The organism is Phenylobacterium sp. (assembly GCF_046590535.1).
In the GTDB taxonomy this organism is placed as follows: Bacteria; Pseudomonadota; Alphaproteobacteria; order Caulobacterales; family Caulobacteraceae; genus Phenylobacterium.
The window spans coordinates 1-23,587 of sequence record NZ_JBKJTG010000093.1 but is presented as its reverse complement, the minus strand read 5'-3'; the positions used below and the strand labels follow the sequence as shown (position 1 = coordinate 23,587).

22 protein-coding genes are annotated in these 23,587 nt (G+C 68.3%); 14 read left to right on the top strand and 8 right to left on the bottom strand.

The window, feature by feature from the left end:
- The 4 genes from purT to fba form a co-directional block, all read left to right on the top strand.
- Positions 1-971, top strand: a 971-nt coding sequence (purT, locus tag ACLL81_RS05410) for a formate-dependent phosphoribosylglycinamide formyltransferase (protein ID WP_411287322.1), incomplete at its 5' end; no start/stop codon positions are given.
- 182 nt (positions 972-1,153) lie between these two features.
- Positions 1,154-2,164 carry a type I glyceraldehyde-3-phosphate dehydrogenase gene (gap, locus tag ACLL81_RS05405; RefSeq protein WP_411287321.1) on the top strand — a complete coding sequence of 337 codons (1,011 nt, stop codon included), beginning with the start codon at positions 1,154-1,156 and terminating at the stop codon, positions 2,162-2,164.
- A gap of 7 nt (positions 2,165-2,171) precedes the next feature.
- Positions 2,172-3,362, top strand: coding sequence for a phosphoglycerate kinase (locus ACLL81_RS05400; protein WP_411287320.1), 1,191 nt, complete (start codon positions 2,172-2,174; stop codon positions 3,360-3,362).
- A 15-nt stretch (positions 3,363-3,377) separates the two neighbouring features.
- Positions 3,378-4,463 (top strand): class II fructose-bisphosphate aldolase, encoded by a 1,086-nt coding sequence (fba, locus tag ACLL81_RS05395; protein ID WP_411287319.1) that lies wholly within the window; start codon positions 3,378-3,380, stop codon positions 4,461-4,463.
- A 44-nt stretch (positions 4,464-4,507) separates the two neighbouring features.
- Here fba and ACLL81_RS05390 read toward each other — a convergent pair whose 3' ends face one another.
- The 3 genes from ACLL81_RS05390 to ACLL81_RS05380 form a co-directional block, all read right to left on the bottom strand.
- Positions 4,508-6,163, bottom strand: coding sequence for an MFS transporter (locus tag ACLL81_RS05390; RefSeq protein WP_411287318.1), 1,656 nt, complete (start codon positions 6,161-6,163; stop codon positions 4,508-4,510).
- Positions 6,164-6,214: 51 nt separating this feature from the next.
- Positions 6,215-6,703 (bottom strand): bacterioferritin, encoded by a 489-nt coding sequence (bfr, locus tag ACLL81_RS05385; RefSeq protein ID WP_411287317.1) that lies wholly within the window; start codon positions 6,701-6,703, stop codon positions 6,215-6,217.
- A 110-nt stretch (positions 6,704-6,813) separates the two neighbouring features.
- The gene (locus ACLL81_RS05380; protein WP_411287316.1) at positions 6,814-6,999 is read right to left on the bottom strand and encodes a bacterioferritin-associated ferredoxin; all 186 of its coding nucleotides are present in this window, start codon (positions 6,997-6,999) and stop codon (positions 6,814-6,816) included.
- A 123-nt stretch (positions 7,000-7,122) separates the two neighbouring features.
- Between ACLL81_RS05380 and thiE the strand changes: the two genes are divergently transcribed.
- The 3 genes from thiE to ACLL81_RS05365 all read left to right on the top strand — a co-directional run bounded on the left by thiE (position 7,123) and on the right by ACLL81_RS05365 (position 9,708).
- Positions 7,123-7,773 carry a thiamine phosphate synthase gene (gene thiE, locus ACLL81_RS05375; RefSeq protein WP_411287315.1) on the top strand — a complete coding sequence of 217 codons (651 nt, stop codon included), beginning with the start codon at positions 7,123-7,125 and terminating at the stop codon, positions 7,771-7,773.
- A gap of 71 nt (positions 7,774-7,844) precedes the next feature.
- Entirely contained in the window at positions 7,845-8,639 is a 795-nt protein-coding gene (locus ACLL81_RS05370; RefSeq protein WP_411287314.1) for an inositol monophosphatase family protein, read from the top strand.
- Between the two features lie 16 nt (positions 8,640-8,655).
- A complete protein-coding gene (locus tag ACLL81_RS05365; protein ID WP_411287313.1) occupies positions 8,656-9,708 on the top strand; it encodes a glycerophosphodiester phosphodiesterase in 1,053 nt (350 codons plus the stop codon).
- Positions 9,709-9,818: 110 nt separating this feature from the next.
- Here the strand turns inward: ACLL81_RS05365 and ACLL81_RS05360 are convergent, their stop codons facing one another.
- Entirely contained in the window at positions 9,819-11,666 is a 1,848-nt protein-coding gene (locus tag ACLL81_RS05360; RefSeq protein ID WP_411287312.1) for an ABC transporter transmembrane domain-containing protein, read from the bottom strand.
- A gap of 118 nt (positions 11,667-11,784) precedes the next feature.
- On the opposite strand from ACLL81_RS05360, the gene rpmE reads away from it, so the two are divergent.
- Complete coding sequence (gene rpmE, locus ACLL81_RS05355) at positions 11,785-12,009, top strand: 50S ribosomal protein L31 (RefSeq protein ID WP_411287311.1); 225 nt, start codon at positions 11,785-11,787, stop codon at positions 12,007-12,009.
- A gap of 171 nt (positions 12,010-12,180) precedes the next feature.
- On the opposite strand, the gene ACLL81_RS05350 is transcribed toward rpmE, so the two are convergent.
- Complete coding sequence (locus ACLL81_RS05350) at positions 12,181-12,696, bottom strand: DUF1465 family protein (RefSeq protein WP_411287310.1); 516 nt, start codon at positions 12,694-12,696, stop codon at positions 12,181-12,183.
- A gap of 100 nt (positions 12,697-12,796) precedes the next feature.
- A complete protein-coding gene (locus ACLL81_RS05345; protein ID WP_411287309.1) occupies positions 12,797-13,003 on the bottom strand; it encodes a DUF1192 domain-containing protein in 207 nt (68 codons plus the stop codon).
- 63 nt (positions 13,004-13,066) lie between these two features.
- On the opposite strand from ACLL81_RS05345, the gene ACLL81_RS05340 reads away from it, so the two are divergent.
- From ACLL81_RS05340 to ACLL81_RS05325, 4 genes are all read left to right on the top strand, one after another.
- A complete protein-coding gene (locus ACLL81_RS05340; protein WP_411287308.1) occupies positions 13,067-14,083 on the top strand; it encodes an NAD(P)H-quinone oxidoreductase in 1,017 nt (338 codons plus the stop codon).
- Positions 14,084-14,321: 238 nt separating this feature from the next.
- Positions 14,322-15,824 (top strand): MFS transporter, encoded by a 1,503-nt coding sequence (locus ACLL81_RS05335; protein WP_411287307.1) that lies wholly within the window; start codon positions 14,322-14,324, stop codon positions 15,822-15,824.
- 77 nt (positions 15,825-15,901) lie between these two features.
- Positions 15,902-17,386 (top strand): MFS transporter, encoded by a 1,485-nt coding sequence (locus ACLL81_RS05330; protein WP_411287306.1) that lies wholly within the window; start codon positions 15,902-15,904, stop codon positions 17,384-17,386.
- A gap of 34 nt (positions 17,387-17,420) precedes the next feature.
- Positions 17,421-17,753, top strand: coding sequence for a low affinity iron permease family protein (locus ACLL81_RS05325; protein WP_411287305.1), 333 nt, complete (start codon positions 17,421-17,423; stop codon positions 17,751-17,753).
- Positions 17,754-17,756: 3 nt separating this feature from the next.
- Here ACLL81_RS05325 and ACLL81_RS05320 read toward each other — a convergent pair whose 3' ends face one another.
- Both ACLL81_RS05320 and ACLL81_RS05315 read right to left on the bottom strand, forming a co-directional pair.
- Positions 17,757-18,986, bottom strand: coding sequence for a TetR/AcrR family transcriptional regulator (locus tag ACLL81_RS05320; protein ID WP_411287304.1), 1,230 nt, complete (start codon positions 18,984-18,986; stop codon positions 17,757-17,759).
- A gap of 65 nt (positions 18,987-19,051) precedes the next feature.
- The gene (locus tag ACLL81_RS05315) at positions 19,052-20,488 is read right to left on the bottom strand and encodes a helix-turn-helix domain-containing protein (RefSeq protein WP_411287303.1); all 1,437 of its coding nucleotides are present in this window, start codon (positions 20,486-20,488) and stop codon (positions 19,052-19,054) included.
- Between the two features lie 142 nt (positions 20,489-20,630).
- Between ACLL81_RS05315 and ACLL81_RS05310 the strand changes: the two genes are divergently transcribed.
- Together ACLL81_RS05310 and aceB are read left to right on the top strand one after the other, a co-directional pair.
- Positions 20,631-22,223: an isocitrate lyase gene (locus ACLL81_RS05310; RefSeq protein ID WP_411287302.1), complete on the top strand. Its 1,593-nt coding sequence runs from the start codon at positions 20,631-20,633 to the stop codon at positions 22,221-22,223.
- A gap of 26 nt (positions 22,224-22,249) precedes the next feature.
- Positions 22,250-23,587 (top strand): malate synthase A (gene aceB / locus ACLL81_RS05305; RefSeq protein WP_411287301.1); only part of this gene is annotated, 1,338 nt, incomplete at its 3' end.

Below are 23,587 nucleotides of genomic sequence, written 5' to 3'. Positions count from 1 at the left end.
CCCTGATCGTGCCGGAGACCGAGGCCATGGCCTCCGACGAACTGGCGCGCATCGAGGAAGACGGACTGGCGGTGGTGATCCCCACCGCGCGGGCGGCGCAGCTGACCATGAACCGCGAGGGCATCCGCAGGCTGGCCGCCGAGGACCTGGGCCTGCCCACCAGCGTCTACGCCTTCGCCTCCAGCGAAGCGGAGCTGGCGGCCCGCGCCGCCAACGTCGCCGGCTTTCCCTGTTTCGTGAAGCCGGTGATGAGCTCATCGGGCAAGGGCCAGTCCTATGTGGAAAGCCCCGAGCAGATCACCGAGGCCTGGCGCTACGCCCTTGAGGCGGGCCGCGTGGAGCAGGCCCGGGTGATCGTCGAGGGGCGCGTGGAGTTCGACTTCGAGATCACTTTGCTCACGGTGCGTAGCGTCAGCAATGGTGCGACCCAGACCAGCTTCTGCGCCCCCATCGGCCACCGCCAGGTGAAGGGCGACTATGTGGAGAGTTGGCAGCCGCAGGCTATGACCGCGGCCGCCCTGGCCCGGTCGCAGGAGATCGCCCGCAAGGTCACCGACGCCCTGGGCGGCCGGGGCCTGTTCGGCGTCGAACTGTTCGTGAACGGCGACCATGTGTGGTTCTCCGAGGTCAGCCCGCGCCCGCACGACACCGGGCTGGTCACGCTGGTCACCCAGCATCAGAGCGAATTCGCCCTGCACGCCCGGGCGATCCTGGGCCTGCCCACCGACGTGACCCTGCGCGAACCCGGAGCCAGCGCGGTGATCTACGGCGGCCTGGAGGCCCGGGGCGTCGCCTTCGAGGGCGTCGCCGAAGCCCTGGCGGTTCCGGGCGCGGACCTGCGCCTGTTCGGCAAGCCGGAAAGCTTCGCCAGCCGCCGCATGGGCGTGGCTCTGGCCCGCGGCGCCGACGTCGACGAGGCGCGCCGCCGGGCCCGCGAAGCTGCCGGCAAGGTGCGGCCGGTCACCGGCTAGCGGGTGGGCCTCTCTGGGGAGACGGGTGGGGTGTGTGCGGCCGCACACACCCCACCCGGTCGCTTTCGCGACTTGCCGCTCCCCTTAACAGAGAGGGATGCGGGCTCAGGGGTTGACTTGGGCGCGGCGCCCTCCAAAAACGCCCGGCAAAACAGGCGCTGGCCGCCAAGGAGCTTCTCCGCATGACCGTTCGCGTCGCCATCAACGGATTCGGCCGTATCGGCAGGCTCGTCCTGCGCTCGATCGTCGAACACGCGCGCCGCGATATCGAGGTGGTGGCGATCAACGACCTGGGCTCGGTGGAGACCAACGCCCATCTGCTGCGCTACGACAGCGTGCATGGCCGGTTCCCCGCCACTGTGACCATCGGCGAAGACTGGATCGACGTGGGCCTGGGCAAGATCAAGGTCACCGCGATCCGCGATCCCAAGGATCTGCCGCACGCGGCGCTCAACGTCGACATCGCCCTGGAGTGCACGGGGTTGTTCACCTCCCGGGAAAAGGCCGGCGCTCACCTGGCGGCCGGCGCCAAGCGGGTGATCGTCAGCGCGCCCGCCGACGGTGTCGACAAGACCATCGTCTATGGGGTGAACCACGACACGCTCACCGCCGCCGACCTAGTGATCTCCAACGCCTCGTGCACCACCAACTGCCTGGCCCCGGTCGCCAAGGTCCTGCAGGAGCTGTGCGGCATCGAGCGTGGCTACATGACCACCATCCACTCCTACACCGGCGACCAGCCGACGCTGGATACCTTGCACAAGGACCTCTACCGGGGCCGCGCCGCGGCCATGTCGATGATCCCGACGTCCACCGGCGCCGCGAAGGCCCTTGGCCTGGTGATCCCGGCGCTGGCCGGCAAGCTGGACGGCTCCTCGATCCGCGTGCCCACCCCCAACGTCTCGGTGGTCGACCTGACCTTCGTCTCCGGTCGCGACGTCACCGTGGAAGAGATCAATGCGGCGCTTTCGGCCGCCGCCCAGTCCGGCCCGCTCAAGGGCGTGCTGGCGGTGACCAGCGAGCCGCTGGTGTCCATCGACTTCAACCATGAGGCCGCCTCCTCCACCGTCGCCCTGCCGCAGACCCAGGTGATCGAGGGCAAGCTCGGCCGGGTGCTGGCCTGGTACGACAACGAGTGGGGCTTCTCCACGCGGATGAGCGACACCGCCGTCGCCATGGCGAAGCTGATCTAGCCGGCCGATGGCTTTCCAGGCGCTCGACGACGCGGAACTGGCCGGCAAGCGGGCCCTGGTGCGCGTGGATTTCAACGTTCCCATGGAGGCCGGCGAGGTCTCCGACGACACCCGTCTGCGCGCGGCCCTGCCGACCATTGAGAAGCTGCGCAAGGGCGGGGCGAAGACCGTCCTGCTGGCCCACTTCGACCGGCCCAAGGGCAAGCGGGTGGCGTCCATGAGCCTGAAGCCGGTCGTGGCGCCCTTGTCCGCCCTGCTGGGAGCGCCGGTGGCCTTCGCCGAGGACAGCATAGGCCCCGCCGCCCGCGCCGCGGTGAACGCCTTGAAGCCCGGCGATGTGCTGCTGCTGGAGAACGTCCGCTTCCACCCGGGCGAGGAGGCCAATGAGCGGGCCTTCGCCAACGCCCTGGCCGCCAACGGCGACCTCTATGTCAACGACGCCTTCTCCGCAGCCCACCGGGCCCACGCGTCCACCGAGGGCCTCGCCCGCCTGCTGCCGGCCTATGCGGGCGAGCAGATGCGCCTGGAGCTCAGCGCCCTGGACGCGGCGCTGGGCCGGCCCGAGCGGCCGGTGATGGGGATCGTCGGCGGCTCCAAGGTCTCCACCAAGCTCGACCTGCTGCAGAACCTGGTGACCCGGCTGGACAAGCTGGCCATCGGCGGCGGCATGGCCAATACCTTCCTCTACGCCCAGGGCCACGACGTGGGCGCGTCCTATTGCGAGAAGGAGCTGGCCGACACCGCCCGCGACATCATCCGCCTGGCTGGCCAGAACAACTGCAAGCTATTCCTGCCCATCGACATCGTGGTGGCCGAGAAGCTGGCGCCGGGCGCCGCCGCGCGGGTCCGCGACATCGGCCACGTGGACGACGACGAGCGCATTCTCGACGCCGGCCCCGAGACGGTGGAGCGCCTGTGCCGGGCGATGAGCAACTCGAAGACCCTGATCTGGAACGGCCCGCTTGGGGTGTTCGAGGTCCCGCCCTTCGACAAGGGCACCGTGGCGGCCGCGCGGCATGCCGCCAGGCTGGTCAAGGCCGGCAAGTTGGTGGCGGTGGCCGGCGGGGGTGATACGGTGGCGGCCCTCAACGCGGCCGGCGTGGTGGACGACTTCACCTTCGTCTCCACCGCGGGTGGTGCGTTCTTGGAATGGATGGAAGGCAAGGAGCTGCCCGGCGTGGCGGCCCTTTCTCGTTAGCAACGGAGGGCGCGGATGGCCCGGATTACGCTTCGACAGCTTCTCGATCACGCGGCCGAGCACGGCTATGGCGTGCCCGCCTACAACATCAACAACATGGAACAGGGCCTGGCCATCATGGAGGCCGCCGACGCCGTCGACGCGCCGGTGATCATCCAGGCCAGCCGGGGCGCGCGCTCCTATGCCAACGACATTGTGCTGAAGCACCTGATCGATGCGCTCGCGGAGATGTACCCGCACATCCCGATCTGCATGCACCAGGACCACGGGAACAACGAGGCCACCTGCGCCACCGCCAACCAGTACGGCTCCACCAGCGTGATGATGGACGGCTCGCTGATGGGCGACGGCAAGACGCCCGCCGATTACGACTACAACGTCCGCGTCACCAAGGCCGTGGTGGACATGGCCCACTGGGTGGGCGCCAGCGTCGAGGGCGAGCTGGGGGTGCTTGGCAGCCTTGAGACGGGCATGGGCGAGAAGGAAGACGGCCACGGCTTCGAGGGCAAGCTCGGCCACGACCAGCTGCTCACTGATCCCGACCAGGCGGTGGAGTTCGTCAAGGCCACCGAGGTGGATGCGTTGGCCATCGCCATGGGCACCAGCCACGGGGCCTACAAGTTCACGCGGAAGCCCGACGGCGACGTCCTGGCCATGAATGTGATCGAGGAAATCCACCGGCGCCTGCCCAACACCCACCTGGTGATGCACGGCTCGTCCTCGGTGCCGCAGGACCTGCAGGACGTGATCAACAAATACGGCGGCCAGATGCCCCAGACCTGGGGCGTGCCGGTGGCCGAGATCCAGCGCGGCATCAAGCACGGGGTGCGCAAAATCAACATCGACACCGACAACCGGATGGCCATGACCGGCGCTATCCGCAAGGTGTTCGCCGAGAACCCAGGCGAGTTCGACCCGCGCAAGTACCTGAAGCCCGCCATGGACGCCATGCGTCTGGTCTGCCGCCAGCGGTTCGAGGAATTCGGCACGGCCGGCTGGGCTAGCCAGATCCGTCCGCTTCCGCTGTCGGTCATGTGCAAGCGCTATGCGTCCGGCGAACTCAGCCCCAAGATCGGGTTGACCCGGCAGGCGGCGGAGTAATCGGCGGGGCCCCAGCTGCGGTTCAGCCAGGGCCAACCACAGACCTAAGCCTCGATCTCGTTCCCGCGCATCTCCTTCACCAGGAAGGCGCCCACCACGAAGGTCACCGCGGCCACGGTGATCGGATACCACAGCCCGAAGTAGATGTTGCCGGAGGCGGCGACCATGGCGAAGGCCGTGGTCGGCAGGAAGCCGCCGAACCAGCCGTTGCCCACATGATAGGGCAGCGACATGGAGGTGTAGCGGATGCGCGCCGGGAACATTTCCACCAGGGCCGCGGCGATCGGGCCGTAGACCATGGTCACATAGAGCACCAGCAGCCACAGCAAGCCCACCACCAGGGGCTTGTTCACCTGGGCGGCGTCGGCCTTGGCGGGATAGCCCGCCTCCTTCAGGGCGGTCCCGAGGGTCGCCGTCCACTCCGCCTTGCGGGCGTCGAAGGCGGGCTTGGCCATGGCCTCGCCGCGGAAGCCAATCACTTGGTTGGCGCCCACCTGCACGGAGGCCAGGGTTCCGGCCGGCGCGACGCGGTTGACGTAGGAGACGCCAGCGATGGCCAGCGCCGACTTGGCCACGTCGCAGGAGCTGGTGAAGGCGGTCTTGCCCACGGGGTCGAACTGCAGGGCGCAGTCGGCGGGGTCGGCGGTGACCACCACCGGCGAGGACGCCGTCGCCGCCGCGAGGGCCGGATTGGCCGCCACCGTCAGGGTCTTGAAGATCGGGAAGTAGGTGAGCGCGGCGATCAGGCAACCGGCCAGGATGATCGGCTTGCGGCCGATTTTGTCGGACAGCCAGCCGAACAGAATGAAGAACGGCGTGCCCAACAGGAGCGCGATGGCCACCAGACTGTTGGTCAGCGGCCCGTCGACCTTGAGGGTCTTCTCCAGGAAGAACAGGGCGTAGAACTGGCCGGTGTACCAGACCACCGCTTGGCCGGCGGTGAGCCCGGCGAGCGCCAGCAGCACCAGCTTCAGGTTCGGCCAGTGGGCAAAGCTCTCGGCCAGCGGCCTCGTGGCGCCCTTGCCCTCGGCGATCATCTTCTGGAACACCGGGCTTTCGTCGAGCCGCAGGCGGATCCACAGGGACACCCCCAGAAGCAGGATCGAGACCAGGAACGGGATCCGCCAGCCCCAGGCGCGGAAAGCCTCCTCCCCCAGCTGGGTGCGCACCAGGAGGATGACGATCAGGCTGAGGAACAGGCCGAGCGTCGCTGTGGTCTGGATCCAGCTGGTGTAGAGCCCGCGCTTACCCGGCGGCGCATGCTCGGCCACATAGGTGGCGGCGCCGCCGTACTCCCCGCCCAACGCCAGCCCTTGCACCAGGCGCATGACGATCAGCAGGATGGGCGCAGCCACTCCGATCTGGTCGTAGCTGGGCAGCAGGCCCACCACGAAGGTGGAGAGCCCCATGAGCAGCATGGTGACCAGAAAGGTGTTCTTGCGGCCCCACAGGTCGCCAAGCCGGCCGAACACCAGGGCGCCGAACGGCCTGACCGCGAAGCCGGCGGCGAAGGCCATCAGGGCGAAGATGTAGCCGGTGGTCTCGTTGACCCCGGAAAAGAAGTGGAAGGTGATGAAGCTGGCCAGCGAGCCGTAGAGATAGAAGTCGTACCATTCGAAGACCGTGCCCACCGACGCCCCGGCGATCACCATCCGGTTCGAACCCGCCCGCGCCTCGCCTTGCGCCGCCACCGCCGCCATACGCCCGCTCCCCCGCTACGCCTGGGACGGTAGTGGCGATTGGCCGGCGCGTCAGCCCTCGCCTTCGCCCAGTTCGCCCAGCGCGCTCTGCAGGTAGTTCTGCTCGCCCAGGCTCTTCAGCAGCGAAAGTTGGGTTTCCAGGAAGTCGATGTGCTCCTCGGTGTCGGTGAGGATCTCGCGCAGGATCTGGCGCGACACATAGTCGGCGGCCTGTTCGCACTGGCGAATGCCGTCCACCAGGGTGGTGCGCCCGCCGGTCTCGACGCCCAGGTCCGCCGCCAAGCTCTCGGCGACGCTCTCGCCCAGCGCCAGCTTGTGCAGGTCCTGCAGGTTTGGCAGGCCGTCGAGGAACAGGATGCGCTTGATGAGCTTGTCGGCGTGCTTCATCTCGCCGATGGACTCTTCGTAGGTGATCTTGCCTAGCCGCGCGAAGCCCCAGTTGTCGTACATCCGGGCGTGCAGGAAATACTGGTTCACGGCGGTGAGCTCGTTGGTCAGCACCGCGTTCAAGAGCCGGATGATCGCCTTGTCGCCTTGCATCGCCGTGGACCCTTCGAAGCCGCCTGAGCGCGGAAACTCCATCCGCCCGCGCGGCCTGTCAAAGCCTATGTTTGCAAGTGATTTGCGGTCGCTGATGGGACCGCGGAAGCCTACTCGGCGGCGAAGCGCAGCGCTTGGCGTTCCTCGTCCAGCATCTTGCGCATGTCGCAGACGCAGCGGGCGCATTGAGCTTGGCTGTCGCAGGCCTTGAACACGTGCGCTGGCCGGGTGGCGCCGGCCGCGATGGCGTGGCGCACGTCGCGTTCCCGGATGCCGTTGCAGTTGCAGACGTACATGGCGCGCGGCGGCTCCCTGATCTCCAGTCTCAGAGATATCCATTTGCGAACGCGTTTGCAAGTCATTCTCATCTTGTGGGACGGCGGGTGCGCTTGGGCGCGACCTTGCGTATGAAGCGGCCCATGGCTCAACCCCTCTGCCGCCTCTACCTGATCACCCCACCCCGGATCGACGACCTGGCGAACTTCGGCCGCACTCTGGCCCATGCGCTGGACGCCGGCGACGTGGCCGCCCTGCAAATCAGGCTTGTGGATGTGTCTGATGTGATCATCGCCGCCGCGGTGGATGTGCTGAGCCCCATCGCCGCCGCCCGGGGCGTGGCCGTGATCCTCAACGACCGACCTGACCTGGCGGCGCAGTTCGGCTGCGACGGCGTCCACGTGGGCCAGGACGACATGAGCTGCGCCGAGGCCCGGCGGGTCGTTGGCAAGGACCGCATGGTGGGCGTCACCTGCCACGACAGCCGCCACTTGGCCATGGACGCCGCCGAGGCCGGCGCGGACTACGTGGCCTTCGGCGCGTTCTTTCCCACCGCCACCAAGGAGACCACGTCCCGGCCCGACCCGGAGATCCTGTCGATCTGGCAGGAAGTGATGGAGATCCCTTGCGTGGCCATCGGCGGGATCACCGCGGCAAACGCCCGCGGCCTGGCCGCTGCGGGCGCCGATTTCCTGGCAGTCTCGGCCGGGGTCTGGTCGCACGCGCAGGGGCCCGCCGCCGCCGTGGCCGCGCTCAACGCCGAGATCGCAGCAGGCGTCGCCGAGCGGGCCTGACCGCTCGCCTTGCCTAAAAGGGGACCGGCCACTAGGTTCCGCGCCCGACCCCCCAGGAAGCAACCTCTCACGTGTCCACCCAATCGGCCCTCCTGAAGGTGATGTCCGACGCCGCCCGCAAGGCGGCGCGGGGCCTGAACCGCGACTTCGGCGAGCTGGGCGAACTGCAGGTGGCCAAGAAGGCGCCCGCCGACTTCGTCTCCGCCGCCGACCTGAAGGCCGAGCAGACCATCTTCGAGGCCCTGTCCAAGGCCCGGCCCGGCTACAGCTTCCTGGGCGAGGAACGCGGCCTGATCGAGGGCACCGACAAGACCCATACCTGGCTGGTCGATCCCTTAGATGGGACCACCAACTTCCTGCACGCCATCCCGCACTTCGCCATCAACATTGCCCTGCAGCGCGAGGGCGCCGTGGTCGCCGCGGTGACCTACAACCCGGTGACCAACGAGCTGTTCTGGGCAGAGAAGGGCAAGGGCGCCTTCGTCAACGACAAGCGCCTGCGGGTGGCTGCGCGCACCAAGCTCGACGAGAGCGTTCTGGCCACCGGCATCCCGTTCCTGGGACACGGCGGCCACGCCCAGTTCCTCAAGGAGCTGCACCAGGTGAGCCAGCGGGTGGCGGGCGTGCGCCGGTTCGGCTCCGCGGCCCTCGACCTCGCCTGGGTCGCGGCCGGGCGCTACGACGGCTACTGGGAGCGAGACCTGAAGTCCTGGGACTTGGCGGCGGGCCTGCTGCTGGTCACCGAAGCGGGCGGCAGGGCCACCGACGCCGACGGCGGCGACCTGATGCTGGAGCAAGGCTCGATCATTGCCGGGAACCTGGAGATCCACCCGTTGATCCTGGATCGCATCCGCGCCGCAAAATAGGGCTAAGCTGACGGGCATGACCCTGACCCGCCGCACCCTCGCCGCCACCGCCTTCGTCGCCGCCGCCACGCCCGTGTTGGCCAAGCCAAGGCCTTCCCGCCCGCTGGTGATCGCCCACCGCGGCGCCAGCGGCGAGCGCCCCGAGCACACCCTGATGGCCTATCGTCTGGCGATCGAGGAAGGCGCGGACTACATCGAGCCCGACCTGGTGGTGACCAAGGACGGCACCCTGGTGGCCCGCCACGAGAACGAGATCGCCGGGACCACCGACGTGGCCAGCCGACCGGAATTCGCGGGGCGCAAGGCCACCCGGACCATCGACGGCCAGGCGGTGACAGGCTGGTTCTCCGAGGACTTCACCCTGGCCGAGTTGAAGACCCTTCGAGCCCGCGAGCGGCTGCCGGCGCTGCGGCCGGTCAGCGCCGCGTTCGACGGCCGCGAGCCCATCCCGACCTTTCAGGAAGTGATGGCGCTGGCCGAGTCTGAGAGTCGCCGCACGGGCCGCACCATCGGCGTCTATCCGGAGATGAAACACCCGACCTATCTGGCGAGTATAGGCCTGCCCATCGAACAGCGGCTGGCCGATGCGCTGAAGGCCGGCGGGCTGAATTCCCGGACCGCGCCGGTGTTCGTGCAGTGTTTCGAGGTCTCGCCGCTGAAGGCCTTCCGCCCGCTGTCCAGGGCGCGCACCGCGCAACTGGTCTCCGCAGCCGGCGGTCCCGCCGACGCGCGCGGGATCAACTACGCCAGCATGATCACGCCCACCGGCCTGAAGCGTGTGGCGGCCTACGCCGATGGGTTGGGCGCGGAGTGGCCGCTGATCGTCCCGGTGGTCGACGGGGGCCTTGGCCCGGCCACGTCGCTGGTGGCCGACGCCCATGCGGCCGGGTTGGGGGTCCACGCCTGGACGGTGCGGGCCGAGAACGCCTTCCTGCCGCCGAAGCTGCGTCGCGGGACCGTGCCCGCCGAGCACGGCGACTCGCTGGCCCTGTTCAAGGCGCTCTACGCCGCGGGCGTCGATGGCCTGTTCAGCGACTTCCCCGCCCTGGCGGTGGCGGCGCGGGCTTAGAGCCTGTCCCGATCAGGTTGAATCAACCTGATTAGGATAAACAGGCTCGCCACTTTGAATTAGCGCGCAATTCCGCCGCCGAACCGGTTCCCACTTCGGTGGATTGCGCTCTAGGCCGCCGCGCCGAACTGCAGGGACGCCAGGCGGGCGTAAAGGCCCCCCTTGGCCACCAACTCGGCGTGCTTGCCTTCTTCCACCACCCGCCCCTCGTCCATCACCACGATGCGGTCGGCCTTGAGTACGGTGGCCAGCCGGTGGGCGATGACGATGGTGGTGTGGCCGATCATCGCCTTGTCGAGGGCGCGCTGGACCAGTCGCTCGTTCTCGGCGTCCAGCGCGCTGGTGGCCTCGTCGAGCAACAGGATTGGCGCATCTCGCACCAGGGCGCGGGCGATGGCCAGCCGCTGGCGCTGGCCGCCGGAAAGGCTGCGGGCGCGCTCGCCCACCGGCGTGTCCAGGCCCTGTGGCAGGGCGTCGAGGAAGGCTTCGGCCTGGGCGGCGCGGATCGCGGCGCGCACGGCGTCGGCGTCGGCGTCGGCGCGCCCGAACCGGACGTTCTCGGCGGCCGAGCCGGAAAACAGCGGCGAGTCCTGCGCTACCAGGGCCATGCGGGCGCGCACCTCCGCAGGGTCCGCGTCGCGCAGGTCGACACCGTCGACCCGCACCACGCCGGCCTGCGGGTCGTAGAACCGCAGCAGCAGGCGGAAGACCGTGCTCTTGCCGGCGCCCGATGGTCCCACCAGGGCCACCCGCTCGCCGGGCTTCACGTCCAGGCTGAACCCCCTAAGTGCAGGCAGGTCGGGCCGCCCGGGGTAGGCGAAGGTCACCGCTTCGAACGCCACCTCGCCGCGCGGCGGATGGGGCAGGGGCTGCGGGCGCGCCGGCGGGGCGACGCCGGGCCGGGCGTCCAGCAGTTCGCCCACTCGCTCCATGGCGCCGGCCGCCTTCTGCACGTCCCCCCAGGTTTCGCCCAGAGCGCCTACGGCTCCGGCGGCCAGGACTGAGAGGAAGGCGAACTGGAACAGCGCGCCCCAGCTCATGTCGCCGCGCGATCCCGCGTGCACCCCCAGCCAGAACACGCCGACCACGCCTCCGAACACCAGGGCGATGACCATGGCGGTCATCAGCGCCCGGGCGGTCATCCGTCGGATCGAGGTGCGGAAGGCGCCCTCCACCGCGGCGCCGAAGCGGTCCGCCGCGGCGCGCTCGCCGCCGAACGCCTGTACGGTCTCCAGGGCGTCCAGGCTCTCCCCGGCATGGCCGATGGCGCTGGCGAACTCGTCCTGAGCGGAGGTGGTCAGCTTGCGCACCCGACGTCCGAACAGGAACAGCGGCCCGATGATCAGCGGAAACACCAGCACCACCAGGCCGGTGAGCTGCGGGCTCACCGCCACCAGCAGGATCAGGGCGCCGATCAGGGTCAGCAGGTTTCGCAACGCCACCGAGATCGAGGTGGCCAGCATGTTCTCGACGATCTGGATGTCGGTGGTCAGGCGCGACAGCACCTCGCCGGTGCGGGTCGCCAGGAAATAGGCGGGATCCAGGGTGAGGATGTGCGCGTAGGTGGCCTTGCGAAGGTCCGCCACCACCCGTTCGCCCAGCTTGGTGATGAAGAAGTACCGCAGCGCCGAGGCCGCCGCGAGGCCCAGGGCCACCGCCCCCAGCAGCAGGAACCACTTGTCGATGCTGTCTGAGGTGGTGCGGCCGCCGGTCAGGTGATCGACCAGCAGGCGCACGGCGCCGGAGAGGCCCAGGGTGGCGGCCGTGGAGGCCACCAGGAACACCGCCGAGAGGCTGGCGTCCCCCCAATGGGCGCGGGCGTAGGGGATGAGCCGGCGAAGGGCGTGGACGTTGCGGCTCTTGCCCCGGCGGTCGCCCGCCTCGGCCAGGGTCTGGGCCAGTGTCGCCCCTGCGCTCGGCCGCCCGGGCGCGGTCGCTTCGGCCGCAGGCTCACTCATACGCGTTCGCACCTTGCGTTTTCGCCGGCGTTTGCCTATACGCGGCGGCTTCCTGGAAGGCCGTCCCTGTGGGCGGCCGTCTCACTTTGGCCGCTCCTTTACGTCAGGCGCCCGCGCGATGAAACAAGACACCCACCCGGACTACCACTTCATCACTGTGGTGATGACCGATGGCACCAGCTACCAGACCCGCTCCACCTATCAGAAGGAGGGCGCGACTCTGAACCTGGACATCGATCCGAAGACCCATCCGGCCTGGACCGGCGGCGGCCACCAGATGCTGGACCGCGGTGGCCGCGTCTCGCGCTTCAACGCCAAGTTCGGCGCCTTCACGCGCAAGTAAAGGCAAGTCACATCGACCAAATCGCGACGCCGCGAGGGCCAGCCCTTGCGGCGTTTTGCGTTTCCGTCGTCGATCTGAGTTGGCGCTAGTGTCTGATTTCTAGTGTGCTTCTTGGATCTGAAGTTCGCATGGAGCTCGATCCAGGAGTGAGGCGAACTTCAATCCAGCACACTAGCCGCCGAACGCCGACTTCAGCCGGTCGTGCTGCGACAGCACCGGGTGCGGGGCGTTGTCCTCGACGCTTTCCACATACATGCGGCGGTCCAAGTGGCGGACCCGCTCATAGAGCCGCTCGGAGCGGTCGAGCAGCAGGGTCAAGGCGACCGGAAGGTCTTCTTCCTCGGCGGCGTCAGGCCCGCCACGGCAGACCTCCTCGGCGGAGAGCCGATAGCGGTCCTCGCAGGCCGCGTCGGCCGCCATGTCGCCTTCGCGCACTGCGCGCTGAACCAGCAGCCAGGAGGCCACCTGCATGAGCCGCGTGGTCAGCCGCATGCTTTCGGCCGCATAGGCCAGCGCCGAATTGCGCGACAGGAGCTTGGAGTCCTGGCGCCCGGAGCCGTCCAGGTAGCTGGCGGTCTCCTCTACCAGGTCCATGCCCTCCTGGAAGGTCCGCTCGAACAGCTCGGAGCGGGCGAAATCCTGGATGACGTCGGGACGCCAGGGGAAGGCGGAGGTGATGTCGCTCATCTTGGTGGTCAGCCCTCAGCTTTCCTGCCGCTGGACGCACGGTCGGTTTTGGACGGCGCTGTGCAACCGCTGTGCCACAGACGATAGCCCAAAGCGGGGCTTATGAGGAGCCGGACGAAAACAGCGCATCCGCCGCCGCCCGGCCGGCCCGCTTGCGGTCGATCTGAGCGCCGACCCGGGCGATCTCGGCCTGCAGCACCTCGATGCGTTCTTCCAGCTCGGCGACACCGTACAGTTCCAGGTCCTCGCGCATGGCTTCCACGAGGCGCTGGCCGCGGGTGATCCGTACTTCCGCCGGTTCTTCCATGACCTGGGTCGAGCCTCCTTTGCGGCCCCAACTTTAGACGCTATCCAAGCGCGCGAGGCGCGAATGCGCAAGTTTTTGCCGGAAACCATCCCCATGAGCTCCTCGGCCCCCGACCAGATGTCCGCCATCGCCATCGAGGGCGGCAAGGGTCCCGCAGAGGCGCTCAAGGCCGTGCAGATCGAACGTCCCAGGCCGGGGCCGGGCCAGATCCTGATCCAGGTGCGCGCCGCCGGGATCAACCGCCCGGACATCCTGCAGCGCCTGGGCGCCTATCCGCCGCCCGCAGGGGCGCCCGACACGATGGGCCTGGAAGTCGCCGGCGAGGTGGTCGAGGCCGCGGGGCGCTGGAAGGTGGGCGACCGGGTCTGCGCGCTTCTGGGCGGCGGCGGCTATGCGGAATACGCGGTCTGCGACGCCCGTCACGCCCTACCGATCCCGCAGGGCCTCGACTTCATCCAGGCCGCCGGCCTGCCGGAAACCGTCTTCACCGTCTACGCCAACGTCTTCGAGCATGGCGGCCTGAAGGCCGGCGAAACCCTGATGGTGCATGGCGCCACCTCCGGCATCGGCGTCACCGCCATCCAGATGGGCAAGGCGGCCGGAGCCAAGGTGATCGCCACCGCCCGTGGCGCGGCCAAGGCCGCCAGCGCCAAGGCCCTGGGCGCCGACATCGCCGTGGACGCCACCGCCGAGGACTTCGCCCAAGTGGCCCGGGCCGAGGGCGGCTGCGACGTGATCCTCGACATGGTTGGCGGCGACTATTTCGCCAAGGACCTGGACGCGATCAACACCGGCGGGCGGATCGTGTTTATCGCCAGCCAGGGTGGCGGCGAGGTCACCCTGCCGATCTGGCGGGTGATGATGAAGCGCGCGGTGATCACCGGATCGACCCTTCGCCCCCGCGACGCCGACGAGAAGGCCCGCCTCGCCGAGGTGATCGAGCGCGTGGTCTGGCCTTGGATCGCCGCGGGAAAGGTTAGGCCCCCGGTGGACGCGACCTTCCCCCTGGCTGAGGCGGCCAAGGCCCACGCCCACTTGGAGGGCGGGACCCATGTGGGCAAGATCGTCCTGACCGCGTGACCTAGCCCGCGGGTTTGTGTCGGCGCTGAAAGATCATTGGCGTTGACGCTGCGGAACCGCTCGCTCAGGTTCTCCCCATAAGGCTGGCCTCGCCATTGGCGCGGGGTAGCGACAAGAAATTTGCCGCATCTTCGCGGCGGGAGCACCAGCTTGGCGTCCAGCGGCCCATTTTCGCCGTCACGGGCCGTCCCGCGCGCCCTTGGGCGGCGCTGAGCCAGGGCCAGGCCGGAGCCGCGCCATGACCGCAGACAATCTCGCCGAGGCGACGCGACGCCTGAGCTTCCCAACCAAGCTGCTTTATGCGGTGGGCGCTACGGCCACCAGTCTGAAGCTGCGCGCGCTCTCCACCTTCCTGCTGATCTTCTACAATCAGGTGGTGGGCCTGCCCGCCACGACGGTGGGCGGGATCCTGATGATCTGCCTGCTGTTCGACGCCGTGCTCGACCCCGTGGTGGGCCAGGTGTCGGACAACTTTCGGTCCCGCTGGGGGCGGCGCCATCCCTTCATGCTGGCCTCGGCGATCCCCTTCGCCGTCAGCTTCTTCCTGCTCTGGAACCCGCCCGGCGGGTGGGACGACCAGGCGACCGGCGTCTGGCTGCTGGTCTGCCTGTTGTCGGTGCGCTTCTTCGACACCTTCTTTGAGCTGCCTCACCAGGCGCTCGCGCCGGAACTGGCCAAGGACTACGACGGGCGCACCGGCCTGTTGGCCCTGCGCCACCTGTTCATGGTTCTGGGCGGCCTGGGCATGACGGTGTTGGCCTACCAGGTGTTCCTGAAGGAGCAGCCCGACGGCTCGGGCGGGGTCCTGGGACGGTCCGGCTATTTCAACTACTCGCTGGTCGCCGCCCTGATCATCTTCACGACCATCGTAGTCTCGACCTTCGGCACCGCCAGCCAGATTCCCTTCCTGCGCCCCGCGCCGACCCGCAAGATCACCCTGAAGGTCATGCTCCGGGAGATGGGCCAAACCCTCAACAACCGCGCCTTCATCGTCGCCACCTTGGCCGGCATGTTCATCGCCGTGGCGGTGGGCGCGCGCAACGGCCTGGAGATCTACTTCGGCCTCTACTTCTGGGAGCTGAAGCAGTCGCAGCTGGCGACCCTGGCCACCATCAGCGTGGTGGGCAGCTTTTTCGGCATCGCCCTGGCCCCGGTCGTCGCCCGGATCATGGGCAAGAAGTTCGGCGTCATCGCCGTGTTCGGCAGCGCGGTCCTGGTGCACATTACCCCGGTGTCCCTGCGCCTTCTGGGCCTGGCGCCCGAGAACGGCACGCCGCAGCTCCTGATGCTGATCTATGGCGAGGAGCTGATCAATTCGGCCCTGGCCGCGGCCACCGGCATCCTGCTGGCCTCGATCATCGCCGACGTGGTGGAGGACGCAGAGGTCAAGACCGGCCGCCGGTCGGAGGGGCTGCTGCTGTCCTCCGGCAACCTGTTCCGAAAGATGGTCTCGGGCGTGGGCGTGTTCATCGCCACCACCATCCTGACCCTTTCGCAGTTCCCGGTAGGGGCCAAGCGCGGCGAGGTCGGCGACGAGGTGCTGCGCAACCTGGGCCTGGCCTATGTCCCCAGCGTCGTCCTCCTCTACGGCGTGGCGATCGGTTGCCTGTTCTTCTTCAATATCAACCGGGCCCGCCACATGGACAACCTGGCCAAGCTGCGCGACGCGGCCGTTCTGGCGGGCGAGGCCGGGGTGGAGGCCGAGCCGGAAGGCGGGGTCGGACACACGCCCCGCCGTTGACGCAGGCGCCCGCCGCGCCCACGGTTTGAGCCAAGGCTGCTGGCGACGGGGCGGCGCGCATTGCGAGGAGACGCCCCTTGGCCACGGAGACCGTGATCCCCACAGCGCGCCGCTTGGGCGTCCCCACCCGGCTGGCCTATGGCTTCGGCAGCGTCGCCTTTGGGGTCAAGGACAACGGCTTCTCCTACTTCCTGCTGATCTTCTACAATCAGGTCATGGGCCTTCCGGCCCAGACCGTCGGCCTGGCGATCATGATCGCGCTGTTCGTCGACGCCTTCCTCGACCCCATCGTGGGGCAGGTATCGGACAACTGGCGCTCCCGGTGGGGCCGGCGGCATCCGTTCATGTACGCCGCGGCCATCCCTGTGGCGGTGTCCTACCTGCTCCTGTGGAATCCGCCGGCGGGCTGGAGCGACCAGGCTTTGTTCTTCTACCTGATCGGCGTCGCTATCCTGATCCGCAGCTTCATCACCCTCTATGAAATCCCCTCCTCGGCGCTGGCCGCCGAGCTGACCACGGAATATGACGAGCGCACCAAGCTGCTCAGCTACCGCTACCTGTTCGGCTGGATCGGCGGCTTGGCCATGTTCTTCGCCGCCCTGTCGATCTTCCTGAAGCCTGACGCCAGCCAGGCCGTGGGCCAGCTCAACAGGGCCGGGTATTCCAACTACGGCCTCGCAGCCGCCGGCCTGATGCTGTTCGCCATCCTGGTGTCGGCCCTGGGCACCCATAGCCAGATCCCGCACCTGCGCACCGCTCCGCACCGCAATGCCAGCCTCGCCACCCTGGCGCGCGAGATGCTGGGCACCCTGTCGAACCGTCCGTTTCTGTTCCTGATGGGCGCGGCGGTGTTCAACTCCACCGCCATCGGTCTTGGGTTCTCGATCAACCTCTATTTCCAGACCTTCTTCTGGGAGTTCCGCTCCGACCAGATCGCGCTGTTCACCTTCGCCAGCCTGACCGCCGCGGTGCTGGCCTTCGCCGGCGCGGCGAGGATTTCCCAGCGGTTCGGCAAGAGGCCCTCGGCCATGGGCCTGATCTTCGTGTCCATGCTGCTGACCTGCCTGCCCATCGTCCTGCGCCTCGTGGGTGTTTTCCCGGAGAACGGCTCGCCGATCCTGTTTCCCCTGCTTTTCACCCTCTCCATCGTCTCCGTGGGCCTGGGGATCACCGGCAACATCCTGTTGTCCTCCATGATCGCCGACGTAGTGGAGGACTCGGAGCTGCGCACCGGCCGCCGGTCCGAGGGCCTGTTCTTCGCCGCCAACGCCTTCGTGGCCAAGGCCGTCACCGGCATCGGCATCTTCGTCTCCGCGATCCTGCTGACCGGCATCGGCTTCCCGGACGGGGCAAGGCCGGGCGAGGTCGCGCCAGAGGTGGTCCGCAACCTGGGCCTGGTGGTGGCGCCCACCCTGGCCATCCTCTACGGGACCGCCGTGGCGATCCTCACCGGCTACCGGATCACCCGCGCCAGCCACCTGGAGTCCCTGCGCAAGCTCACCGCCGCAGCCGACCTGGCGGCGGAGGGCGAACCGCCCGGCTCCACCGGCAGGCTCAGCTGAGGAACAGCGAGGTCGGCGTCGCGTTGGCGACGGCATGACTAACCATGCGATCCGCCACGGAATCACCAAGCTCGGCGTTCTGACCGCCCATCCCGCCACCTTCCTGGTGGTCGGGCTCTACACCCTCCTGTGGCTGGTGTTCGAGCGCGAGAGCTTCGACTGGCATGGCGTGGCGACCATCGCCACCTGGTTGATGACGCTGTTCATCCAGCGCGCGACCCACCGCGACACCCAGGCCATTCACGCCAAGGTTGACGAGCTGTTGCGCGCGCACAGCGACGCGCGCACCGATCTGGCCGGTCTCGACCACGAGGAGCCGGAAGACATCGCCGCCGTACGCGAAGAGGCGGAACGCCAGCGCAACTGAGCGCTACTTCGAGAAGATTCCCATCAGCATCGGCCTGGCGAACACCGCCGGCGCCGCCTTCTGCCGGACGTCAGGCACCCACAGGCCCAGCTCGGCGGCGGCGTTGAGGGTGGCGTTCAGCATCTGCGCGGCGATGGCGGCGTCCACCGGGCGCACCGATCCCTCGGCGATGCCGTTGGAGATCATCGCGGCGAAGCGGTCGGAGACCCGGTCGCACTGTTCCACCATCTTCAAGCGGATCGGCTCCGGCAGGGCGGAAAGCGCGGAACTACGCAGCAGCGGGCCGTGCTCGGAGAGTTGGAACTCCGCCAGGGCCGCCGCGGCGCTGGCCAGTCGCAACCAGTGGTCCCCGGGAAGCGCCATAGCCAGCCGCTGCACCCGGCGCATGACCTCGAAGGTGCGGTTGAAACAGGCCACCACCAGGTCATCCTTGGCATCGTTGTGATGGTAGAAGCTGCCCTTGGTGACGTTCAGCTCGGCGGAAATCTTCTCCACCGAGGCGCCGCGGTATCCTCGGGAATTGATCAGCCGGGTGGCGGCCAGGAGGAAGGTCTCGCGGGCAGCGTCCTGCTCCTCCCGCGCGGCCAGTTCAGCCATGCCGATGGCGCAGGGCGCCCATGCGGCGCCCGGGGCGGCCAGCCCGTTCAGCAGGATGTCGCTCATGCGCTCGCGGATGCGGCCATAGTCTTCCAGGTCGTACTTCGGAAGCCAGGCGCCGGCCCAGAACAGCTGCGCCAGCAGCATGTGGGTGCGCGCCGTGCGCCGGCCGCGAGACAGCCAGCCCAGCTCCGGCGCCTCAAAGATCTGCCGCAGCCGGCGGAACATCTTCATGAACGCCTGGGCGACCTCGCTGCGGCGCGGTTGATTGAGCGCGCGGATGTCGGAGAGCACGGGCAGGGGCGGCGCCTGGCCGGTGGCGGCCAGTCGCACCCGCTTGAGGTAGCCGTCCAGCAGGGCGTCGAGACGCGCCTGCGGCGTCGCAGCCTCAAGCGCGGCGTCGACCATCAGGTGCAGGGCCTCCACGCCGCGCAGCATGCAGGCCGCGGCCAGGTCGTCCTTGCGCTTGAAATAGTAGGTGACGCTGGTGGTGGAGAGGCCCACGGCCGCGGCCGCGTCGCCGAGCGTGAGGCCTTTGACGCCCTCGCGGTTCAGCAGGATCGTCGTCGCGTCGAGGATCGCCTCGCGTTTGCGCTCATAACGGTCCGTCGATCGGGCGACGCGTCGCTCGGCCATCCATCCCCCCGTGACGCCCTGTTGTGGCACGGAAAAATACCGCCACACCAGTGGGTTACGTGGCGTCAGCTCGAGGCGAACGGATAGGGCGAGATGGATTTGGTGAAGTCGTCGACGGTTAGGGTGCGGCTGATCGGCTCGGCGGCCCGCTGGGGGCAGGCCGGTCGCTCGCAGATGCGGCAGGCCGGGCCGATGCCGGTGGCCACCGGATCGCGCAGGTCGAGGCCGCGGGAATAGACTAGCCGCTCGGCATATTTGAGCTCGCAGCCCATGCCGATGGCCAGTTCCGAGTCCTCGCCGGCATAGGGCGTGGCGATGCGCGCCACGGTGCGCGCGATGGTGAAATAGCGCTGGCCGTCGGGGGTCTCGATGATCTGGGTGATGATCCGGCCGGGGGTGCGGAAGCAGGAGTGGATGTTCCAGCGCGGACAGGCGCCCCCGAACCGCGAAAACGGAAAGGCCGAGCCCGCGAACCGCTTGGATATGTTGCCGGCTGAATCCACCCGCACCATGAAGAACGGCACCCCGCGCTGGCCGGGCCGGGCCAGGGTGGTAAGGCGATGGCAGGCTTGTTCGAAGGAGACCCCGAAGCGGGCGCGGATCAGCTCCACGTCATAGGCGGTTCGCTCGGCGGCCTCCTGGAAAGCCTGGTAGGGCATCAGCGTCGCCGCCGCCAGGTAGTTGGCCAGGGATACCTTCAGGAGGTTGCGGGTCGGCCGGTCAGGCGGCGCGGCGCGGTCGGCCAGGTCGTGGAGCCGCTCGCCGTGCTCCAGGATGGCCAGTTGGAAGGCCAGGGAAAAAGCCCTCCCGGCTCCGGTGAGCACCTCCGACAGGAACAGGCGCTTCCTGTGGTGGTCGAAGCGCCGGACGCTCTCCGGCAGCACGTCCACCGGCACCACGCGCACCTGGATGCCGTGCGCCTTGGCCAGCCGCTCGCGGGCTGCGCTGGCGAAATCCTGCGGCTCGGGGCGAAGGTTCTCGCGCAGTTGGTCGGCGGCCTCCTCCAGGTCGGCGAAGTGGTTCTTCTGCGCCTGGATGAAGTCGCGCACCCAGTCGGAGGGAGTGACCACTGGCTGAAGGGCGCCGTCCTCGGGCCGCCCCACGGCGCCGAAGTCGGACATCCGGCGCTGGTCGAGATAGGCCCTGTAGAGCCGCACGATGGCTTCCGACACGCCTGGGGCGCTATCGGCCACCTCGGCAATCTCGTGCTTGGCGACGCCCAGGTCGCGGAACATCTGGTCGGAGAACACTTCGCTGAGGCCGGTGGCGCTGGCGCTCTCCGGATCCGACGACAGGCTCTTCAGGTCGAGGTCGTAGGCTTCCGCCAGCCGCAGCAGCACCTGGGCGGTGACCGGGCGCTGGTTTCGCTCCAGGAGGTTGAGGTAGCTGGGCGAGACCCCCAGGTCCTCGGCCATCCGCGCCTGGGTGATGCCCAGCTCCCGCCGCAGGCGCTTCATCCGCGCGCCGAGGAACAGCTTTCGGTCGGTGGAGAGCAGCGCCATGACTGTGTGATTGTCACATCTTTACAATCGTGACAACAAATAGGTGTGACAAGTACGCCTTTTGCCGTGAATCCCAGGGTTCGCGCCAGCAAGTTCAAGCGCTAGAGGTTCTGCAACTTGTCAAGAACCGCGGAAGAGCCAGATGTCCTATCAAGACCACATCATCGAGATGAGCCAGCTCATCAAGAGCGCCAACGGCACGTGGGACGGCATCAACCCGGCCGGCGTGGCGCGCATGCGGCTGCAGAACCGCTTCAAGACCGGCCTGGAGATCGCCCGCTACACCGCCGACATCATGCGCCGCGTCATGGCCGCCTATGACGCCGACCCGGCCAGGTACACCCAGTCCCTGGGCTGCTGGCACGGCTTCATCGGCCAGCAGAAGATGATCTCCATCAAGAAGCACTTCGGCACCACGGACCGGAAGTATCTCTACCTCTCCGGCTGGATGGTGGCGGCGCTGCGCTCCGAGTTCGGCCCGCTGCCCGACCAGTCCATGCACGAGAAGACCTCGGTGCCGGCGCTGATCGAAGAGCTCTACACCTTCCTGCGCCAGGCTGACGCCCGCGAGCTGGGCATGATGTTCCGCGACCTGGACGCCGCCTCGGCCGCCGGCGACCGCAAGCGCGAGGAAGCGCTCACCGACGCCATCGACAACTTCCAGACCCACGTGGTGCCGGTGATCGCCGACATCGACGCAGGCTTCGGCAACGCGGAGGCCACCTACCTGCTAGCCAAGAAGATGATCGAGGCTGGCGCCTGCGCCCTGCAGATCGAGAACCAAGTCTCCGACGAGAAGCAGTGCGGCCACCAGGATGGCAAGGTCACGGTCCCGCACGAGGACTTCCTGGCGAAGGTGCGGGCCTGCCGCTACGCCTTCCTGGAGCTGGGCGTCGACAACGGCATCATCGTCACCCGCACGGATTCTCTGGGCGCGGGGCTCACCAAGCAGATCGCCGTCAGCCAGACCCCGGGCGACCTGGGCGACCAGTACAACAGCTTCCTCGACTGCGAGGAGATCGCCCCCGACAAGCTCGGCAACGGCGACGTGGTCATCAACCGCGGCGGCAAGCTCCTGCGCCCCAAGCGCCTGCCGTCCAACCTCTTCCAGTTCCGCGCCGGCACCGGCGAAGACCGCTGCGTCCTCGACAGCATCGCCTCGCTGCAGAATGGCGCGGACCTCCTGTGGATCGAGACCGAGAAGCCCCATGTCGACCAGATCGCCGGCATGATGGACCGCATCCGCCAGGTGATCCCCAACGCCAAGCTGGTCTACAACAACTCGCCCTCTTTCAACTGGACGCTGAACTTCCGCCAGCAGGTCTATGACGCCTGGATCGCCGCCGGGAAGGACGTGTCGGCCTACGACCGCGAGAAGCTGATGAGCGTCGACTACGACACCACCGACTTGGCCGTGGAGGCCGACGAGCGCATCCGCAACTTCCAGGCTGACGGCGCCAAGCGGGCGGGCATCTTCCATCACCTGATCACCCTGCCGACCTATCACACCGCCGCTCTGTCCACGGACAATCTAGCCAGGGAGTACTTCGGCGCCGCCGGGATGCTGGGCTACGTCCTGAACGTGCAGCGCCAGGAGATCCGCCAGGGCATCGCCTGCGTGCGGCACCAGAACATGTCCGGCTCCGATATCGGTGACGACCACAAGGAGTATTTCGCCGGCGAGGCCGCCCTGAAGGCCGGCGGCGTGCACAACACCATGAACCAGTTCGCGTGAGCGAACTGGCCGACCGGAGCGCGCCCATGCCCGTCGATCTTGCGGCCCGCCCGGCGGCGCAACTGAAAGGGTCCGTGGAGGGCCGCGCCGCCGAGGTGCTGACCGCCGAGGCCCTGGCTTTCCTGGCCGACCTGCACCGGCGCTTCAACGACCGGCGCCTGGAGCTGCTGGCGCTGCGCGATGAGCGGCAGACCCGCCTGGACTGCGGCGCGAAGCCGGACTTCCTGCCCGAGACCGCCCAGGTTCGCGCCGGCGACTGGAAGGTGGCGCCGATCCCCGCCGACCTGCAGGACCGCCGGGTGGAGATCACCGGGCCGGTGGACCGCAAGATGATCATCAACGCCCTGAACTCCGGGGCAAAGGTGTTCATGGCCGACTTCGAGGACGCCTCCTCGCCCACCTGGGCCAACATGCTCGATGGCCAGGTCAACCTGAAGGACCGCTGGGCCGGCAAGCTGGGCTTCACCGACCCGGCCAGCGGCAAGAGCTATGCCCTGGGGGATAGGGTCGCCACCCTGATCGTACGGCCCCGCGGCTGGCACCTGCCCGAAGCCCATGTGTTGGTGGACGGGGAGGAGATGTCAGGCTCGTTGTTCGACTTCGGGCTCTACTTCTTCCACAACGCCAGGGCCCAGATCGCCACCGACACGGGCCCCTATTTCTACCTGCCCAAGATGGAGAGCCATCTGGAGGCGCGCCTGTGGAACGAGGTGTTCGTCCATGCTCAGGCGGCCCTGGGCGTCCCCAACGGCACGATAAAGGTCACGGTGCTGATCGAGACCCTGCCCGCCGCCTTCGAGATGGACGAGATCCTCTACGAACTGCGCGACCACATGGCGGGCCTCAATTGCGGCCGCTGGGACTACATCTTTTCCTTCATCAAGCGCCTGAAGACCCACGGCGACGCGCTCACCCCCGACCGCGCCCTGATGGGGATGAGCTCGGCGTTCCTGGCCGCCTATTCCCTGAAGCTGATCCAGACCTGCCACCGCCGCGGCGCTTTCGCCATGGGCGGCATGGCCGCGCAGATTCCGGTGAAGGGCGATCCCGCCGCCAACGAGGCGGCCTTCGCCAAGGTGCGGGCGGACAAGGAGCGCGAGGCCGGCAACGGCCACGACGGCACCTGGGTCGCGCACCCGGACCTGGTCCCTGTCGCCATGGAGGTATTCGACCGGCTGATGCCAGGCCCGAACCAGCTGGGCAAGCTGCTGACAAAGATCGCCGTCACCCGCGAGGACCTGCTGCGCGTCCACGAAGGTCAGCGTACGGAGCATGGCCTGCGCGAGAACATCCGCGTGGGCGTCCAGTACATCGAGGCCTGGCTTCGCGGAAAGGGCGCGGTGCCGCTCTACAACCTCATGGAG